The following is a 17,497-nucleotide window of genomic DNA, read 5'->3' on the forward strand; positions in this document are numbered from 1 at the left end:
AGTGCTGAAATTATTATCAAAGAAACAAGATTTTACAAAATCTTGTTTCTTTTTTTTCAACTTCTTTTCGAATGAAAAAAAATCTGTTAATATAACACATAGGAATACTAGAGTTATTGGTTGCAGAATACTGTGAATAGCATGAAAGCAGCTGGGAAAGGAGTTTGACAAGATGCCAAAATTAAATGAAAATTATCAGAATGTAAAAGACAGTTATCTTTTTGCAGAGATCGCAAGAAGAGTAAAAGTATATGAGGAAACACATCCGGAGAAAGCAGCGGATATTATCCGTCTCGGAATCGGTGATGTGACATTGCCATTGACAAAGAGTGTGATCGAGGCACTTCATGAAGCAGTAGATTCTCAGGCCGTATCTGAGACATTCAAAGGATACGGACCGGAGCAGGGATATGCATTTGCGCAGGAAGTAATCGCAGATTATTATGCGCGCAATGGTGTAGAAGTAAAAGTATCTGATATTTTTATTTCTGATGGAGCAAAAAGTGATACGGGAAATATTACAGAGCTTTTTGCAAAGGATAACGTGGTTCTCGTTCCGGATCCGGTTTACCCTGTTTATGTAGATACAAATACAATGGACGGAAAGAATATCATCTATATGAACGGAACAAAAGAAAACGATTTCCTTCCAATGCCGGATGAAAATGTAAAGGCAGATATCATTTACCTGTGTTCTCCGAACAACCCGACAGGAGCATGCTATAATAAAGAGCAGTTAGAGGCGTGGGTTTCCTATGCACTGAAAAATGATGCTGTGATCCTGTATGATTCCGCATACGAAGCATTTATCACAGATCCTACACTTCCGAGAAGTATCTATGCGATCGAGGGTGCAAAGAAATGTGCGATCGAGTTCTGTTCCCTTTCTAAGACAGCAGGATTCACAGGTACACGTTTCTCTTACACAGTTGTTCCGGAAGAGCTTGTGTTCGAGACATCAAATGGAGAAACATTGAGTCTGCACAACATGTGGAACAGAAGACAGTGTACAAAGTTCAACGGAACACCGTATATCATCCAGTATGCGGGAGCTAAGGTATTCACAGAAGAGGGCATGAAAGAGTGTCAGGAGAATATTGGATATTACCGTGAAAATGCACATATGATCGCTGAAACACTTGAGAAGAAAGGAATCTCATTTACAGGCGGCGTGAACTCACCATACATTTGGTTCGAGTGCCCGAAGGGAATGGAGTCCTGGGAGTTCTTTGATTATCTTCTTGAAAATGCACAGATTGTCGGAACACCGGGAGCAGGATTTGGAGAAAATGGAAAGAATTATTTCCGTCTGACATCCTTTGGAAAACATGAGAAGACAAAGGAAGCAATGGAACGTTTTAATACATTATTCTAAGATATAAAGTGAACGGATTACGTGCATAACAGAAGAAAGTTATCATAGTGACGGTTTACAGAAGGAAAAAGAGAAGCTATTCGTGCTTCTCTTTTTATCGTCAGGCAAAACTATCGTCAGGCAAAGCGGGAATCCTGAACAGCAACATTTTGTATTACATTAGAAACAAATCTGGTGTGAGTTTACAAGACCGTACAAGTTTGGTATGATAGAAACGGTATATCAGATTTTGAAATGTAGAAAGGATGGAACGTTAAAATGAAAATTGGTATTGGTAACGATCACTCCGCACTGGAGCTGAAAGCAGAAATCGTAGAATTTCTGAAAGAGAAAGGTCATGAGGTTGTAGATTATGGAACCTATACATCCGAAAGTTGTGACTATCCGGTATATGGAGAGAAAGTGGCCCGTGCAGTTGTAGCAGGAGAAGTAGAGAAGGGAATCCTGATCTGCGGAACAGGACTTGGAATCTCTCTTGCAGCGAATAAAGTAAAAGGAATCCGTGCATGTGTCTGCAGCGAGCCATTTACAGCGAAGATGTCAAGAGCACACAATGATTGTAATGTACTTGCATTTGGAGCTCGTGTGGTAGGTGGAGAACTTGCAAAGATGATCGTAGATACATGGATCAATACAGAATTCGAAGGCGGCCGTCATCAGCGCAGAGTAGATCTGCTGATGGAGATCGAGGAGAAAAACTAAAAGATTTTACGAAAGAGACTTCTGCGTTACATTTTATCAGAGCGTAGGAGTCTTTTAAAAAGGGGAAGAAAAATGCAGGAATATGATTTATCACAATGGGTTTTATTCTTTTTTCTTTACAGTTTTTTGGGATGGATATGGGAAAGCTGTTATGTTTCTGTCAGAAAGCACCGCTGGGTGAACCGCGGATTTATGCATGGTCCGATGCTTCCGCTCTATGGTTCCGGAGCAATGGTTGTCCTGATTGTGACGATTCCGGTCAGAGATAACATCCTGCTTGTCTTTCTTATGGGAATGATCGGTGCGACAATCCTGGAGTATTTTACAGGAATTACGATGGAGCGTCTGTTCCACGTAAGGTACTGGGATTATAGAAACCTGAAATTTAATGTCAGAGGATACATTTGTCCACTGGCAAGCTTGTGCTGGGGAGTATTCTCCATTCTTATGGTAAAGGTCGTACATATTCCATTTGAACATATGGTATTGTTGATTCCGGTTACAATAGCCGATATCCTTGCATTTGTTCTGACAATCGCAGCAGCAGTTGACTTCACACAGTCCTTCAACGAGGCTATGGATATGAAACGTATCCTTGTACAGCTTGAAGCCAGCAAAGAACAGATCCAGAAGATGCAGGAGCGCCTGAAAGATGCTTCTGAGGAAATGCAGGACAGACTGAAAGATGCATCAGAAGGTGTTCAGGAACGGCTGAAACGTGCATCTGAAGGGGTACAGGAGAGGCTTGAGGACAGCTATCTGTTGTATGAAGAGCGTAAAGAGATGAAAGCAGCGGAGAAGCAGACAAGAAAAGAATTGTATCTTGCGAAGATAGAAGAACAGCGTAGAGAACGAAAAGAACAGCTTACACAGCTTTCAGAGAAGGTTGAGGCACTGCTTCGTACTGTCCGACTGGAGAATGAAGCACAAGAGTCTGAATCGAAAGGAAACTGGAGAAAAGAACTTGCCCAGATGCGTTCCAATATATTAAGTGAGAGACGGAAATTAGGCTCACGTACAGACAGAAATTATGTAAATGCTATGAGACAGCTGAGAAGAAATCCTACAGCAGTATCAGACAAGTTTAAGAATGCAATGGAAGAATTAAAGAAAAATGCCGAGGTGAAGTAAATGACAAAGAAACAGCGTGCGCTTGAAGTGATTGAAAGGCTGAAGAAAGAGTATCCGGATGCCGGATGCACACTTGATTATGATCAGGCATGGAAATTGCTTGTCAGTGTAAGGCTGGCAGCTCAGTGTACAGATGCAAGAGTAAATGTAGTCGTGGAAGGTCTTTATGAGAAATATCCAACAGTAGAAGCACTGGCAGATGCTCCGGTGGAAGATATTGAAGAGATTGTACGTCCTTGTGGTCTTGGAAAGAGTAAGGCAAGAGATATCAGTGCCTGTATGAAGATGCTTAGGGATGAATATGGTGGAAAGGTTCCTGATGATTTTGATGCTTTATTAAAACTTCCGGGAGTCGGAAGAAAGAGCGCGAATCTGATCATGGGAGATGTGTTTGGAAAACCGGCGATCGTTACAGATACGCACTGTATCCGCCTGACGAATCGTATCGGTCTGGTGGACGGAATCAAAGAACCTAAGAAAGTGGAGATGGCTCTGTGGAAGATCATCCCGCCGGAAGAAGGAAGTGACCTTTGCCACCGTCTTGTTTATCATGGAAGAGAGATATGTACTGCGAGAACGAAACCGTATTGCGACAGATGCTGTCTGGCAGATGTTTGTAAAAAGGTCGGAGTATAGTAAAAAGATTGGGGTATAACAGTCAAAATAAAAAGTCTGTGAAAAGAATCTTAAGAGTAGATTCTTTCACAGACTTTCTTTCTATCAGTCTAAGCTAACTCAATAGCACCTGTTCCGCCGGCACAAGCATAGTAAGCTTTCTTATCCTCAGGTTTTACATAGATCTTAAGGTCGGAGCTGTCCATACCTTCAGCTTTGCATTTATCAAGAATCTTCTCTGCAAGTACAGCAGCGTCATATTCGCCGTTCTGATACTGGATGAAAAGATTATATGCCGGAGCAGCATTTACTGGCGCAGTTGTTTCTGTTACAGTCACTTCCGGAACAGGTTCAGCTGTTGGTGCAGCTGTCTCTACTACAGGCTGAGCAGCTAGTGCTGCAGTTGTATGTACTTCATTAATTCTTTTCTGTTTCTTCTTATCTGTTCTCTTGCTCATGGATGTTACCTCTTTTCTCTAATCTGAAAACCGAAGTCCGTGATATCTGTCCTTGCTGGTTATAATGATTCAGTAAAAAGGGGGACAACGGTCACTTTTTCTATTATATAACGAAGAGAGAAATAAGTCAAAAAAGTTGTATTTTTTCTCTGATTCGTATATCATGATAAAGTAAAAAGCCGACAGGGCAGAAAGGAAAATGTTGCCGGCGCAGTACGATGTGATTTGCGATATGCGCAGCAACAGGACAGTTAATATGAATTTTTCACAGCTTGGAAAAATACAGGAATTAAAAGGACATATGGACACATTTCGCAGAAATCATCCGAAGTTTCCAATGTTCTTAGGAGCAGTAGCTCAGAATGCAGTTGAGGAAGGTACGATCATCGAGATCAATGTGACAGCACCGAACGGAGCTCATTACGAGACAAATCTGAAGCTTCGTGCAGAAGATCTGGAATTTATCCGTGCACTGCAGGAGATGGGAAAATAAAAAATGTAAAAAAATTGAAAAAAGTACTTGCATATTTAAAAAGAGTATGATAAGATACTATTCGTGTCAAAGATAAGACACGAAATGCGGGTGTAGTTCAATGGTAGAACACCAGCCTTCCAAGCTGGATACGTGGGTTCGATTCCCATCACCCGCTTTTTTGTTGCCCTAATTTTGGAGGGCAGAATCATAGTTGTACAGAAATAGCGCAAAGCATTTTCCTGCGATTCGGTTTTGATAAACCGGATAAGGAAAGTGCTTTTTTAGAATTATTTTTGTACTATTTTTTCGTCTTGTTAACGTTGTTTCTTATATGGAGTTGTGCTATACTTTAAGAAATATTTTTGGGGTTACACTGAGCAGTAACACATTTTGGGGAAATCACAGAGGAAGAGGTAGAAAGATGAATTTTTTGGAAGAAAGAATTGTAAAAGACGGTATTGTAAAAGAGGGCAATGTTCTCAAGGTTGACAGTTTCCTGAATCATCAGATGGACATTAAACTTTTGAATCAGATGGGTGCAGAATTCAAGAAGAGATTTGCTGACAAGAACATCAACAAGATTCTTACGATCGAAGCTTCCGGTATAGGAATCGCCTGTATCGTAGCAGAACACTTTGATGTACCGGTCGTATTTGCAAAGAAGTCTCAGAGCATCAATTTAGACGGTGAGATGTATGTAGCAGAGGTTGAATCTTTCACACATAAGTGTAAGAATAATGTGATCGTTTCACAGAAATTCCTTTCAGAGGATGATCATGTACTTATTATTGATGATTTTCTTGCAAACGGATGTGCACTACAAGGACTGATCCAGATCGTTCAGTCTTCAGGAGCTACAGTAGAAGGTATCGGAATTGCAATTGAGAAAGGATTCCAGTCAGGCGGAAGAATCATCCGTAACCTTGGATTCCAGCTGGAGTCATTGGCGATTGTGGACGGAATGGACGCTTCTACGGGTCAGATTTTCTTCAGAGAGCAGAATGCAGAGAACTAAGAGACCAATATTTTTGAAAAAGCTATAGTAAGCTTAAGAAAATCTTTTGAAACATATAAAAGCCTCCTTTAGATTTACAGAGTATTCTGTAGATAGATAAAGGAGGTTCTTTTTTTAGGAGGAAACAAAATGGAGATCAATCATGTATTAATTGTAGAGGATGATAAAGAAATCAGAGAAGGCGTACAAATTTATCTGCAGAGTCAGGGGTACAAGGTATTTCAGGCAGCGGACGGAATCGAAGGGCTGGAAGTTCTTGAGAGAGAAGAGATCCATTTGGCAATCATTGATATTATGATGCCACGTATGGATGGAATCCGTATGACAATGAAATTGCGCGAAAAATATGATTTTCCTGTAATCATGTTGTCCGCAAAATCAGAAGAGGTTGATAAGATCACCGGACTTAATATCGGAGCGGATGATTATGTGACAAAGCCGTTTACACCAATGGAACTGATGGCTCGTGTGAATTCTCAATTGAGACGTTATCGCAGGTTTCTGGAGAAGCTGGCACCGCAGGAGAATGTACATGTGATCGGAGGACTTGAGATCAATGAGGATACGGTAGAAGTTACAATGGATGGCAATCCGGTGAAATTAACTCCAATCGAGTACAAGATTCTGCTTCTTTTGGCAAAGAATCCCGGAAGAGTCTTTTCATCCGAAGAGATTTATGAAAGAGTATGGCAGGAAAAGGCAATTAATACAGATACGATCATGGTACATGTAAGAAATATTCGGGAGAAGATCGAGATTGACCCGAAGAAACCAAAATATTTAAAGGTGGTGTGGGGAGTTGGATATAAACTTGAAAAGCAGCCGTAAGATAAGGACAATAGTAACCATAGTAATACTCAGCCTGTTTGCAGCAGGAATTGTGGGAAGTTATTATATGGTGAGTAGAAATAATATCGCATCGACAGTTACAGTAGAGGAGGATATAGAAGATTGTATAGAGAGGATGGACTATTCTCTTGCGACTGGAAACCGCATTCTGTATAACGAGGTCACAGGTGTGAAGGATGCGTCGGAGCAAATGGAGATGATGTCAAACAGTGCATTTTCTCTCTTTAAAAAATATATGGATTATCAGATTTTTGATAAAGAGGGCAATCCTTTATTTAAAGAAAACGATGATCAGATAAACGAGGCGTTGAAGTCAAATGATTCGTATGCGCTGAAAATTGAATACAAGTATGGCACAGCAGGAACAATGTCAAATGTAACAGTTAGCGGTACGAAATTGGTACCGGAAGAAGCATACAATATTGAGAAAGATCTGTCCTATTATTGTATGGACGCAGATCTGGAGGATTTGATTGAGGATGAAAAGCAAACAGATGGAATCAGTATCGTCTATGGAATGACAGATGCAAATTATGATGAATTCATTTCTGCAAATCAGGAGGAGGATGAGTATGTGGAATATAATTATTCCATGTTCTGGAGTTCTGCTGCACTCTTCTTTTTAGGAGTTCTGTTTGTAGCGTTCTTTCTTCCATGTATTCCGAAAGTTGGAAGATACGAAGGAAAATTATTCCATATGCCATTCGAACTTGCAGTGATTCTGGGGATTTCTGCATTGGGTATAGGTTATTCGGCATTTGCGGAATTAGTACACTGGTCATTTGAGAACTATCATCCGTCTGTAAATATTATGTGGAATACGATCAGTATGCTTGGAATCAACTGGATCATCTGGTTCTGCCTGCTGGGAGTTTTCTTCTGCGTGGCGGAGAGTCTCAGACTTATATTTACAGATAGAAGAAATTACTGGAAAGAACACACAATAGCAGGAATGTTGATTCGTTGGGGAAAGGAAAATCGTGGAGAAGTACATGAAAAAAGATATTTATTGAAGAAAGCATGGAAAGATGTTAAAGCATTTTTGCATCATCAATATGAAGCGATTCTTCAGACAGACTTACGTGATAAAGGAAATAAAGGAATCCTCAGAATCGTGATTTTGAACTTTCTTCTGCTCTTAGTAGTGAAATTATTTTCTTACAGTATGGGATTACTTCCGTTGGCGATTTATTCTATTATCTTATTCTTTGTAATGAAGAAAGTACTAAATGGAATCAAGAAGAAATATCAGCTGCTGCTTAAATCAACGAATCAGCTGGCAGAAGGTCATCTTGATCTTCCGATTGAAGGTGATGTCGGAATCTTCCGTCCGGTTCAGGATGAATTAAAGAAGATTCAGAGTGGATTTAAGAAGGCAGTAGATGAAGAAGTGAAAAATGAGCGTATGAAGACAGAGCTTGTGACAAATGTTTCTCATGATCTTCGTACTCCGCTGACCGCGATCATTACTTACATTGACCTTTTAAAGAATGAAAAAGATGAAGAAAAGAGAAAAGAATATACAGAAGTACTTGAGAGAAAATCTCTTCGTCTGAAAGCCCTGATCGAGGATCTCTTTGAGATGAGTAAGGCGGCTAGTAAGACAATCCAGATGAATTATATGAAGGTAGATCTTGTGGGATTGATCCGTCAGGCGGAGCTTGAGAACGAGGAAAAGATTCAGGAAGCACATTTGGAGTTCCGCTGGAAACTTCCGGAAAGTAAGGTGGTTCTCTGGTTGGATAGTGAAAAAACATATCGAATTTTTGAGAACTTGATTGTTAATATCACAAAATACGCAATGCCGCACACGAGAGTTTATATCGAAATGAATGAGCGGCCGGATGACGTGCAGATCTTTATGAAAAATGTTTCCGCAGGGGAATTGAATTTCAATACAGAGGAGATCACGGACCGTTTTGTAAGAGGAGATTCTTCAAGAAATACCGAAGGATCTGGACTTGGCCTGGCAATCGCTAAGAGCTTTGCACAGTTGCAGCATGGTAATTTGAATATTACAACAGAGGCAGATTTGTTTAAGGCAGAGATCATACTTCCTAAATTAGAGATGAGAGAGAAAAAAGAAGAAAATTTTGTACTGGAAAATAACGCAAAAGAATAGTATTGTTAGATTAGATAAAATATTGAGAAGAATGCGTTAGGAGGAATGAAACATGAGATATGAAATCAAAGGTGATACACTTCCGGTGGTAGTCTGCTATCTGGAAAATGGTGAGAAAATGATCACAGAACGTGGATCGATGAGTTGGATGTCTCCGAACATGAAGATGGAAACCACATCAAATGGAGGAATCGGAAAAGCATTTGGAAGAATGTTTTCAGGCGAGGCATTGTTCCAGAACCGTTATACAGCAACGGGAGGTAATGGGATGATCGCATTTGCATCCAGTTTTCCGGGGCAGATCGTAGCGCGCCAGATTGCACCGGGCCAGGAACTGATTGTACAGAAGTCAGGATTTCTCGCTTCAGAAGAAGGTGTTGATCTCTCTATTTTCTTTCAAAAGAAATTCGGAGCAGGATTTTTTGGTGGAGAAGGGTTTATCATGCAGAGACTTTCAGGAAATGGAATAGCATTTCTGGAATTTGACGGACATGTGGTAGAATATGAACTGAGACCGGGACAGCAGATAGTAGTGGATACCGGATATCTTGCAGCAATGGATGCGACTTGCAGTATGGAAATTCAGACAGTACCGGGACTTAAGAATATGGTATTCGGTGGTGAAGGTGTGTTCAATACAGTTGTCACCGGACCTGGACATGTATGGCTTCAGACAATGCCAATCTCCAGCGTGGCGGGAGAACTTCTGAGATATATGCCGGCAGGAAAATAAAGGATGAAAAAGGACAGGACACTTTCGAATGAAATGAAATTTGAATGGTATTTCAGGTAAAACGAAAGTGGCTCTGTCCTTTTTGATGTGTAGATATCAGTAATTTGCATATCACATAGCATTAATTGTTCGTTTTCTCAAGATTGCGTAGATGCAGGTATACAGTATTCTTACTAATCCCCAATGCATCGGCGATTGTAATAACCGCATCCTTCAGATTGAAGATTCCTTGCTGGTAAAGGCGAAAAATGATTTCTTTATTCTTATTTGTGCTCGATATTGCTGAATCCATCAATACTTCTTGGCGAACGGTTTGAATGGTCTGCTCAAGAAGATCAGAACTACTCTGGGAAAATGTTTCATGAATCTGACCGGAGACTGTAAGACCGTCAGAATCAGATGGAATCGGAACAGCAAAGTTGCGGAAGAAATCTGCCATCGTTGTATTCATATAAAAGTTGATACAGAGCAGTCCGATAATTCTGTCCTTCTCTCCTTTGACAGGAATTGTAGTTGACTTCAGAGGTTCTCCTTTTACATTTGTGGAAAAATAAATCACACCATGGTCATTCTCTTCATTGCGGCGGATCTGCTCCAGCATCTTTAATGCAAGGTCTGTAATCGGGGCTCCTTCGGCACGTCCGGTGTGATATCCGTTGATGACCTTGATTGCAGAGTGTTCATAATCCTCCAGGCTGTGCAGGACAATTTCATAACCGTTTCCGAGATAGTTGGAAAGTCCGTCGAGTGTCTGACAGTATGAGTGCAGAATCTTTTTATCAAGTGAAGTTAATTTTAAATTTCCGATTGGCATAATCATGCGTCCTTTCTGCCTGTATTGAATACAATTCATTTTTTCTTTACAGACAAATAGTTTATTGATGGTTTTATTTTATCATGGATAGACAGATTTGTGTGAAAAAGAAGTCAATGAAAAATAGTTAAGTAAATGAAATTTTATTGACTAAACGATTTTAACGTTATATAATTTCATTAAGAACTTATAATTTCAATAAATCAGGAGGTAGAATTCAATGAAAACAATTTCAACAACAAAAGCACCAGCTGCAATCGGACCATATTCTCAGGCAAAGGTAGTTAACGGAATGTTATACGCTTCAGGACAGATTCCGATTAACCCAGCTACAGGTAATGTAGATGCTACAACAATCGAAGGACAGACAGAGCAGGTTATCGCTAACATCGCTGCTGTTCTTGAAGAAGCTGGATCAAGCTTTGACAACGTTGTAAAGACAACATGCTTCCTTGCAGATATTGCAGATTTCGGAGCATTCAACGGAGTATACGAGAAATACTTCACAAGCAAACCGGCTCGTTCATGTGTAGCAGTTAAGGATCTTCCGAAGGCTGTTCTCGTTGAGATTGAGATCTTAGCTGTTGTAGAGTAATTCTTACAGATAGCAAAGAAAATGAAATGATGACACTGCGTTGTGAGGCGAGGTGCGAATAGAAAAGGAGTCCGTGGAAATGCGATATGTCGCATACCATGGACTCCTTTTGTTACTGTTCACACAATGTGCGACCAGCAACCTCCTTTTTACTTATTCAAGGAATCTCCTCGATCTACAACAACGCGATATCCGACAGACTCCATTCTTTGAGCCAGGCAGTTCTTGCACTGTGCCGATTCATCACCGGTGCAGATTTTGTTATCATAAAGCAAATAATCTTTGCGAACCTCTGTTGGAGACAGGTTTGGCATAACTACGTTAGCTCCGGCGAGAATTCCCTGTTCCCTTCCAGTCGGAGAAATCGTACCGAGAGCAGTTGTTGCCGGAAGGAGGACTTTTGGCAGCATAAGACGAATCAATCCAAGCAGATAAAGTGTCAATTCCAACGTTCCGGCAGGTTCATCCGCAAACTGTGTGTCGTGGTGAGGGATAAACGGACCGATTCCAACCATATGCGGATTCAGTTCCTTTAGAAAAAGCATATCATCTGCAAGATTCTCAGTTGTCTGGAAAGGTGCACCGACCATGAATCCGGTTCCAATCTGATAGCCGATCGATTTTAAATCCCATAAGCAGTTCTGCCGGTGAAGTGCACTTAAGGAAGCAGGATGAAGCATACGGTAATGTGCATCATCATAAGTTTCATGACGAAGTAAATAACGGTCAGCGCCGGCATCAAATAAAGTCTGGTATGCATCATGCTCCATCTCTCCAACGGAAAGCGTGATTGCGCAGTCCGGCCAGCTCTTATGTATGTCAGAGACAATATCAGCCAGACGCGGAACCGTGAACCAGCCATCTTCACCACCTTGAAGAACGAAGGTGCGAAAACCAAGTTCATATCCGGTTTTGCAACAGTTAAGAATCTCTTCTTTGGTAAGACGGTAGCGATGTGCATTCAGATTACTTTTGCGGATACCGCAGTAATAACAATCGTTACGACAATAGTTAGTGAATTCAATTAGTCCGCGGACATAAACATTATGCCCATAGTGAGTGATTCGTACTTCGCGCGCATTTTCAAATAAATAGTCGGCAAGTTCAGGGGTTCTTCCGTCAATTAGCCGAATCCATTCATTTTTAGAGAGAGTCTGTGTATCTCGTAATTTATTTATCAATTCTTTCAGATCAGAAGTCTGTGATGTTTCATAATTACTCATTCGTTCTCGAAGCCCTCCTTCAGAAAAGTTATTCCCATTATAACACAGGAAGCAGGAACTGTTTACCGAAAAGAACTGTACAAGGTAAAAAAATGTGTTAGAATAACGGTAGTGTACAACACAAATTGCTTCAAGGGAGTGATCAGATATGGCAGAAGTTAGAAAGCACATTGTTTTTCACGGTCGTGTACAGGGTGTTGGATTCCGCTATACAGCGAAATATCTGGCGAATTCACTAAATCTGGTTGGCTGGGTTCAGAACGAATGGGATGGAACCGTTACAATGGAAGTTCAGGGACGCGAATGGCTGATCAATGAACTGCTAAAAGGGCTGAACAGGAATCAGTTTATTACAATCGACTGGATGGACACAGAAGAAATTCCATTAGAGGATGAGAAAAAATTCTGGGTGAGAGACGGATACATGTAGATAAAAAGTTACTGGACACGGTTCTTAGAACAGTAATGATAAAAGAAAAGGAGACTTAAGATCATGAAATTAGGATTTATCGGAACAGGAAATATGGCAGGAGCAATCATGGGCGGAATCATCAAAAAGGGAATTATTGCCCCGGAAGAGATCATCGGTTCAGATATTATGGAAGCAGGACGTGAACGTGCGAAAAAAGAGCATGGAATTCATGTGACAGCAGATAATATAGAAGTAACACAGAAAGCAGAAGTATTAGTTCTCTCTGTAAAACCACAATTCTATGCACAGACAATTGCTGAGATCAAAGATGCAGTAAGAGAAGACCAGCTGATTATTACAATCGCACCGGGCAAGACTCTCGCATGGCTCGAAGAGCAGTTTGGAAAGAAAGTTAAGATTGTAAGAACAATGCCGAATACACCAGCATTAGTTGGAGAGGGAATGACAGCGGCATGCCCGAATGATGCAGTGACAGAAGAAGAAAAGAACTATGCACTGGAGCTTCTTAGCTCTTTTGGTAAAGTAGAAATCGTGCCGGAGCATTTGATCGATGCAGTTGTTGCAGTCAGCGGAAGTTCACCGGCGTATATCTTTATGATGATCGAGGCAATGGCAGACGGAGCGGTAGCCGAGGGAATGCCTAGACCACAGGCGTATCAGTTCGCAGCACAGGCAGTACTTGGAAGTGCAAAGATGGTACTCGAGACAGGGAAGCATCCGGGAGAACTGAAAGATATGGTGTGTTCACCGGCAGGAACAACGATTGAGGCAGTGCGTGTACTTGAGAAATTTGGACTTAGAAGCGCAGTGATCGAGGCAGAGAAAGTCTGTGCAGATATGTCCAGAAATATGTAAGAAGTGATTGAAACATATTACAGTTTAGCGTAAATGAAAAATGAATTACAGCAATCAGAAAATGTAGAAACAGTTTGTTGGGAAAGGAAAAAATATGGGGATTTATGATATTGGAATCATTGGTGGCGGAACTGCAGGGATGACTGCGGCTATCTATGGCCAGCGTGCAGGAAAGCAGACCGTACTCTTCGAGGGAACAACCTTCGGCGGACAGATCACATCTTCTCCGAATGTGGAAAATTATCCTGGAATTGCAAGTGTGAGTGGCAGTGAATTCTCTATGAATCTGATGGATCAGGCAGTAAAGCTGGGAACACAGACTATGATGGAGCAAGTGACAGGTATCCGTGAAGAAGCGGATTATAAAGTGATTGTAACAACGGAAAAAGAATATGAATGTAAAAGCATTATTCTTGCCACGGGTGTAACACACCGCCATCTTGGAGTTCCGGGAGAGGAACGTCTGACAGGTGCAGGAGTTTCATACTGCGCAACTTGTGATGGAATGTTTTTCCGGGGAAGAGAAGTTGCAGTTGTCGGAGGTGGAAGTACAGCACTCCAGGATGCAGAATTTTTATCAAATTACTGTAGCAAAGTTTATCTGATTCACAGAAGAGACGAATTTCGGGGAGAAGATCAGATTGTAAAACGTCTGCAAGAGAAAGAAAATGTAGAGTTTATCTTAAATACAACTGTTCAGGAAATCCGTGGAGAGCAGATGGTGGAAAGTCTGCGGCTTTTGAATAAAGTAACAGGAGAAGAATCAGGACTTGCTGTTTCCGGAATTTTCGTAGCTGTCGGACAGATTGCACAGAATGAAAAATTTGCTGATGTTGTTCAGTTAGATGAGGGGGGATTTATTGTTGCCGGAGAAGATTGCAAGACGTCAGAAGCGGGAATCTATGCAGCAGGAGACTGCCGGACAAAAGAAGTACGTCAGCTTACAACAGCGGCAGCGGACGGTGCAGTAGCTGCACTTGCCGCATGTAAATATATAGCAGATGCTGCTGAAAAATAAGATTATGATGTCTTAGGTATGTAATTGTAATTCGTAATCTACAACCAGACAGAAAAGAAAAAACAAGTACCACAATTAGTAGTTGCTGATTGTGGTACTTGTTTGAGTTAGAAATAAATATTCAATATTAATCTACGAACATCTTCATTCCCATCCATTGTTTCATATGTTCAATCATATTTTCATCAGGTTCAATATAAACACAAGTCATTTTCTGATTGATCGGGATCATGATTGCGAAAATCTTTGCATTTGCATTTCCGGATGAAAAATCGCAAGTTGTTTCCGGATGATAAGAGTCCAGTCGGTGAGATCCTTTTGGGGCAATAATCTCGGCATTCTGAATATCTAAGTTCATTTTGGATTTTCTTTTCTCTTTGCTGTAAATTGCATCAATATCCAGATCGTGATTCAGAAGGGAATATTCATACTCCACATTTAAGAGTGGAAATGCAAAATAATAAGCAAGTAAAGCCAGGATTGCTGCAAGAGCAAAAGCAAAGAATCCAAGAAACGGCATTCCTCCGATTGCGACCGCAACGATCACTACAATAATAAGAATGCGGATGATAAAATCCATTGGTTTTGATTTTCTGGCTACAATATGTTCACATAATGCGTCATTCATAAGTTATAAGTCCTTTCTTATATAGTATTTAATATATATCAATTACACCGCAGTGCAATTTTTTCCTTTTTCAGCATGAAGATAGTTCATAACCATTGTTGCAATCTTAAATGTCATTGCATCTTCAAACTGTCTCAAATCAAGACCGGTACGCTTTTCAATCTGTTCCAGACGATAGATCAGCGTGTTGCGGTGCATATGGAGCTGGCGTGAAGTCTCGGCAATGTTCAGATTGTTCTGAAGAAAACGGTTAATCGTCAAGAGCGTCTCATCGTCCAACTTGTCAGGAATCTCGTCTAAGAAAACTTCCTGGAGAAAGCTTTCGCACAGAGAAGCAGGAAGTTGATAAATCAGGCGTCCAATCCCCAGTTTATTGTATGGAAAGACAGTCTGTTCCGGATAGAAGAGTTTTCCAACCTTCAGTGCAAGGCTTGCCTCCCGAAAAGCCACGGATAATTCCAAAAGAGAAGGAATCATCTGACTAAAAGAAACCTGAACATGTGCAAGAGCTTCCGCATTCAGTGTATCAACAATCGCATGAGCCAGATGTCTTGCATATTCATCAGCAGAATCTTTGGAATCCTTTGTCTCATGAAATGGATATAATACAGCCAGTCGCTCTTTTGAAACAGGAACGATATAAGCTTTTGTTTGAGAAGGAAACAGATTTTTAAGAATCTCTCCTACAATCTCATCAGGTTCCTTCATTTCGATCAAAAAGAGAATTCGATTTTCTTCCGGCGCAATGTGAAGACGTGCGGCACGCTGATGTACATCATAGGAAGGAACACCGCCGGTCATCAGTCCCATAAGAAAATCATTTTTATTATATTTTTCCCGGTAGGCAAGGCAGAGACAGCGGATCTGTTCCAGGGCCAGCTGTTCTTGTTCAGAGTCTTCGGCAGTCACTGTAAGTGCGATTCCTGTTAAACGTTTTAGTTCATTGAGTCCTTTTTCAAGTTCGGATGTATTAGCCATTAGTACTTCTCCGTAAATAAAACAAAATAATAATAGATGGAAGAAAGGCTGCACCTTCCGAGAAAAGTACAGCCCCCTCCGTGTTTAGTTTAATTGTAAAGGATTAGTTTGTAATAGTCAACTCTGTGTCTTTGTCAAAGAGATGAATCTTCTCCATATCAAGTGCAAATACTGCGTGATCTCCGGTTCTGAGTGTTGTACGTGGGTTAACACGTGCTGTCATCTGAGTTCCCTCAAGATCAAAGTACAGGAATACTTCTGCTCCAAGCAGCTCGTAAACTTTGATTGTAGACTCAATTACGCTGTCAGGAGAGTTACTGATGAACGCCTGTGAATCATGTACATCTTCCGGACGAATACCAAGAACAACTGTCTTTCCGTCATATCCGCCATCGATCAGTGCCTGCTTCTTAGAAGCCGGTACTTTAAGAACATGTTTTCCAACTGTAAGAGTAACATCATTTCCCTTGATTGTACATTTTGCATCCATGAAGTTCATCTGAGGTGATCCGATGAATCCTGCTACGAACAGGTTGCATGGTGTATTGTAAAGAGCCTGTGGTGTATCTACCTGCTGAACAACTCCGTCTTTCATAACAACGATTCTTGTTCCAAGTGTCATAGCTTCTGTCTGGTCATGTGTTACGTAGATGATTGTAGCACCCAGATTCTCATGAAGCTTGGAAATCTCGATACGCATCTGAACTCTCAGTTTAGCATCCAGGTTGGAAAGTGGCTCATCCATAAGGAATACCTTAGGATTACGAACGATAGCACGTCCCATAGCAACACGCTGTCTCTGTCCACCGGAAAGGGCCTTCGGTTTACGGTCGAGCAGTTTCTCAAGATCAAGGATTTTGGCAGCCTCACGAACCTTCTTATCAATCTCATCTTTCGGAACTTTACGAAGTTTCAGTCCGAAAGCCATGTTATCATATACTGTCATATGTGGATACAGAGCGTAGTTCTGGAATACCATTGCGATATCACGATCCTTTGGCTCTACATCGTTCATTACTTTTCCGTCGATCTTAAATGTACCGCCGGAGATATCCTCCAGACCAGCGATCATACGAAGTGTTGTAGATTTACCACATCCTGATGGTCCTACGAAGATGATGAACTCCTTGTCAGCGATTTCAAGATTGAAATCTTTTACTGCGTGAAATCCGTTAGGATAAATTTTCTGAATTCCCTGAAGAGATAAACTTGCCATTATAAGTGCCTCCTTAAATGATTACTTTTTACTTGTTTGACTAAATTTGGTTTTGTTTTTTAATTGGTAGTTGAATTTGGTTTGTTTAACTTATGTACTTAGTATAGCGTTAGGCACGAAAATCAACAATGTCACAAGTGACTAAAAAATGGAGGGGAAAGTGTACATTTCAACCATATCACAGCATTTCAGTGTACAGAATGAACAGTGATTGGATTTTACGGGAATGAAACAGCTGTAATACTTCTTGAAGTTAGGAAAT

The 17,497-nt window shown here is 40.9% G+C and carries 19 protein-coding genes and 1 tRNA gene; 14 read left to right on the forward strand and 6 right to left on the reverse strand.

Features of this window, described 5'->3' with window-relative positions:
* The first annotated feature begins 172 nt into the window (after positions 1-172).
* The 4 genes from DXB52_RS04105 (at position 173) to DXB52_RS04120 (ending at position 3,844) form a co-directional block, all read left to right on the forward strand.
* Positions 173-1,375, forward strand: coding sequence for an LL-diaminopimelate aminotransferase (locus DXB52_RS04105; RefSeq protein ID WP_118106595.1), 1,203 nt, complete (start codon positions 173-175; stop codon positions 1,373-1,375).
* A gap of 258 nt (positions 1,376-1,633) precedes the next feature.
* Complete coding sequence (gene rpiB / locus DXB52_RS04110; protein ID WP_117540984.1) at positions 1,634-2,077, forward strand: ribose 5-phosphate isomerase B; 444 nt, start codon at positions 1,634-1,636, stop codon at positions 2,075-2,077.
* A 72-nt stretch (positions 2,078-2,149) separates the two neighbouring features.
* Entirely contained in the window at positions 2,150-3,208 is a 1,059-nt protein-coding gene (locus tag DXB52_RS04115) for a putative ABC transporter permease (protein WP_117568342.1), read from the forward strand.
* Positions 3,209-3,844, forward strand: coding sequence for an endonuclease III domain-containing protein (locus tag DXB52_RS04120; RefSeq protein WP_117568341.1), 636 nt, complete (start codon positions 3,209-3,211; stop codon positions 3,842-3,844).
* An 89-nt stretch (positions 3,845-3,933) separates the two neighbouring features.
* Here DXB52_RS04120 and DXB52_RS04125 read toward each other — a convergent pair whose 3' ends face one another.
* Positions 3,934-4,281 (reverse strand): DUF6465 family protein, encoded by a 348-nt coding sequence (locus DXB52_RS04125; RefSeq protein WP_118106596.1) that lies wholly within the window; start codon positions 4,279-4,281, stop codon positions 3,934-3,936.
* 256 nt (positions 4,282-4,537) lie between these two features.
* Here DXB52_RS04125 and DXB52_RS04130 point away from each other — a divergent pair, with 256 nt between their 5' ends.
* The 6 genes from DXB52_RS04130 to DXB52_RS04155 all read left to right on the forward strand — a co-directional run bounded on the left by DXB52_RS04130 (position 4,538) and on the right by DXB52_RS04155 (position 9,475).
* A complete protein-coding gene (locus DXB52_RS04130) occupies positions 4,538-4,774 on the forward strand; it encodes a hypothetical protein (RefSeq protein ID WP_020435856.1) in 237 nt (78 codons plus the stop codon).
* 86 nt (positions 4,775-4,860) lie between these two features.
* Positions 4,861-4,931: transfer RNA gene (locus DXB52_RS04135), tRNA-Gly, on the forward strand.
* Positions 4,932-5,177: 246 nt separating this feature from the next.
* Entirely contained in the window at positions 5,178-5,771 is a 594-nt protein-coding gene (locus DXB52_RS04140; RefSeq protein ID WP_015527944.1) for a xanthine phosphoribosyltransferase, read from the forward strand.
* A 129-nt stretch (positions 5,772-5,900) separates the two neighbouring features.
* Complete coding sequence (locus DXB52_RS04145) at positions 5,901-6,599, forward strand: response regulator transcription factor (protein ID WP_117542334.1); 699 nt, start codon at positions 5,901-5,903, stop codon at positions 6,597-6,599.
* Positions 6,571-8,742, forward strand: coding sequence for a sensor histidine kinase (locus tag DXB52_RS04150; RefSeq protein WP_270370583.1), 2,172 nt, complete (start codon positions 6,571-6,573; stop codon positions 8,740-8,742). The genes DXB52_RS04145 and DXB52_RS04150 overlap by 29 nt, the downstream gene beginning before the upstream one ends.
* Before the next feature lie 52 nt (positions 8,743-8,794).
* Complete coding sequence (locus tag DXB52_RS04155; RefSeq protein WP_117835311.1) at positions 8,795-9,475, forward strand: TIGR00266 family protein; 681 nt, start codon at positions 8,795-8,797, stop codon at positions 9,473-9,475.
* A 121-nt stretch (positions 9,476-9,596) separates the two neighbouring features.
* On the opposite strand, the gene DXB52_RS04160 is transcribed toward DXB52_RS04155, so the two are convergent.
* Entirely contained in the window at positions 9,597-10,289 is a 693-nt protein-coding gene (locus DXB52_RS04160; protein ID WP_117568463.1) for a helix-turn-helix transcriptional regulator, read from the reverse strand.
* A gap of 220 nt (positions 10,290-10,509) precedes the next feature.
* Between DXB52_RS04160 and DXB52_RS04165 the strand changes: the two genes are divergently transcribed.
* A complete protein-coding gene (locus DXB52_RS04165; protein ID WP_118106598.1) occupies positions 10,510-10,884 on the forward strand; it encodes a RidA family protein in 375 nt (124 codons plus the stop codon).
* Between the two features lie 149 nt (positions 10,885-11,033).
* On the opposite strand, the gene hydE is transcribed toward DXB52_RS04165, so the two are convergent.
* Positions 11,034-12,074, reverse strand: coding sequence for a [FeFe] hydrogenase H-cluster radical SAM maturase HydE (gene hydE / locus DXB52_RS04170; protein WP_472519952.1), 1,041 nt, complete (start codon positions 12,072-12,074; stop codon positions 11,034-11,036).
* 181 nt (positions 12,075-12,255) lie between these two features.
* Here hydE and DXB52_RS04175 point away from each other — a divergent pair, with 181 nt between their 5' ends.
* The 3 genes from DXB52_RS04175 (at position 12,256) to trxB (ending at position 14,413) form a co-directional block, all read left to right on the forward strand.
* The gene (locus DXB52_RS04175) at positions 12,256-12,537 is read left to right on the forward strand and encodes an acylphosphatase (RefSeq protein WP_015527938.1); all 282 of its coding nucleotides are present in this window, start codon (positions 12,256-12,258) and stop codon (positions 12,535-12,537) included.
* 63 nt (positions 12,538-12,600) lie between these two features.
* Positions 12,601-13,395, forward strand: a complete 795-nt coding sequence (proC, locus tag DXB52_RS04180; protein ID WP_118106600.1) for a pyrroline-5-carboxylate reductase — start codon at positions 12,601-12,603, stop codon at positions 13,393-13,395.
* A 94-nt stretch (positions 13,396-13,489) separates the two neighbouring features.
* Positions 13,490-14,413, forward strand: a complete 924-nt coding sequence (trxB, locus tag DXB52_RS04185; protein ID WP_181984779.1) for a thioredoxin-disulfide reductase — start codon at positions 13,490-13,492, stop codon at positions 14,411-14,413.
* A gap of 127 nt (positions 14,414-14,540) precedes the next feature.
* Here the strand turns inward: trxB and DXB52_RS04190 are convergent, their stop codons facing one another.
* The 3 genes from DXB52_RS04190 to DXB52_RS04200 form a co-directional block, all read right to left on the reverse strand.
* Positions 14,541-15,041 (reverse strand): hypothetical protein, encoded by a 501-nt coding sequence (locus DXB52_RS04190; RefSeq protein WP_118106601.1) that lies wholly within the window; start codon positions 15,039-15,041, stop codon positions 14,541-14,543.
* Positions 15,042-15,083: 42 nt separating this feature from the next.
* Positions 15,084-16,019, reverse strand: coding sequence for a PucR family transcriptional regulator (locus tag DXB52_RS04195; RefSeq protein ID WP_118106602.1), 936 nt, complete (start codon positions 16,017-16,019; stop codon positions 15,084-15,086).
* Positions 16,020-16,122: 103 nt separating this feature from the next.
* Complete coding sequence (locus DXB52_RS04200) at positions 16,123-17,235, reverse strand: ABC transporter ATP-binding protein (protein WP_055166708.1); 1,113 nt, start codon at positions 17,233-17,235, stop codon at positions 16,123-16,125.
* Between the last annotated feature and the right edge of the window lie 262 nt (positions 17,236-17,497).

It is taken from the genome of Ruminococcus sp. OM04-4AA (assembly GCF_003462585.1).
In the GTDB taxonomy this organism is placed as follows: domain Bacteria; phylum Bacillota; class Clostridia; order Lachnospirales; family Lachnospiraceae; genus Mediterraneibacter; species Mediterraneibacter faecis.

Excerpts from the sequence above, each read along its gene's own strand:
- DXB52_RS04105 (WP_118106595.1), top strand. The coding sequence starts at position 173 with ATGCCAAAATTAAATGAAAATTATCAGAATGTAAAAGACAGTTATCTT.
- rpiB (WP_117540984.1), top strand. The coding sequence starts at position 1,634 with ATGAAAATTGGTATTGGTAACGATCACTCCGCACTGGAGCTGAAAGCA.
- DXB52_RS04115 (WP_117568342.1), top strand. The coding sequence starts at position 2,150 with ATGCAGGAATATGATTTATCACAATGGGTTTTATTCTTTTTTCTTTAC.
- DXB52_RS04120 (WP_117568341.1), top strand. The coding sequence starts at position 3,209 with ATGACAAAGAAACAGCGTGCGCTTGAAGTGATTGAAAGGCTGAAGAAA.
- DXB52_RS04125 (WP_118106596.1), bottom strand. The coding sequence starts at position 4,281 with ATGAGCAAGAGAACAGATAAGAAGAAACAGAAAAGAATTAATGAAGTA.
- DXB52_RS04130 (WP_020435856.1), top strand. The coding sequence starts at position 4,538 with ATGAATTTTTCACAGCTTGGAAAAATACAGGAATTAAAAGGACATATG.
- DXB52_RS04140 (WP_015527944.1), top strand. The coding sequence starts at position 5,178 with ATGAATTTTTTGGAAGAAAGAATTGTAAAAGACGGTATTGTAAAAGAG.
- DXB52_RS04145 (WP_117542334.1), top strand. The coding sequence starts at position 5,901 with ATGGAGATCAATCATGTATTAATTGTAGAGGATGATAAAGAAATCAGA.
- DXB52_RS04155 (WP_117835311.1), top strand. The coding sequence starts at position 8,795 with ATGAGATATGAAATCAAAGGTGATACACTTCCGGTGGTAGTCTGCTAT.
- DXB52_RS04160 (WP_117568463.1), bottom strand. The coding sequence starts at position 10,289 with ATGCCAATCGGAAATTTAAAATTAACTTCACTTGATAAAAAGATTCTG.
- DXB52_RS04165 (WP_118106598.1), top strand. The coding sequence starts at position 10,510 with ATGAAAACAATTTCAACAACAAAAGCACCAGCTGCAATCGGACCATAT.
- DXB52_RS04175 (WP_015527938.1), top strand. The coding sequence starts at position 12,256 with ATGGCAGAAGTTAGAAAGCACATTGTTTTTCACGGTCGTGTACAGGGT.
- proC (WP_118106600.1), top strand. The coding sequence starts at position 12,601 with ATGAAATTAGGATTTATCGGAACAGGAAATATGGCAGGAGCAATCATG.
- trxB (WP_181984779.1), top strand. The coding sequence starts at position 13,490 with ATGGGGATTTATGATATTGGAATCATTGGTGGCGGAACTGCAGGGATG.
- DXB52_RS04190 (WP_118106601.1), bottom strand. The coding sequence starts at position 15,041 with ATGAATGACGCATTATGTGAACATATTGTAGCCAGAAAATCAAAACCA.
- DXB52_RS04195 (WP_118106602.1), bottom strand. The coding sequence starts at position 16,019 with ATGGCTAATACATCCGAACTTGAAAAAGGACTCAATGAACTAAAACGT.
- DXB52_RS04200 (WP_055166708.1), bottom strand. The coding sequence starts at position 17,235 with ATGGCAAGTTTATCTCTTCAGGGAATTCAGAAAATTTATCCTAACGGA.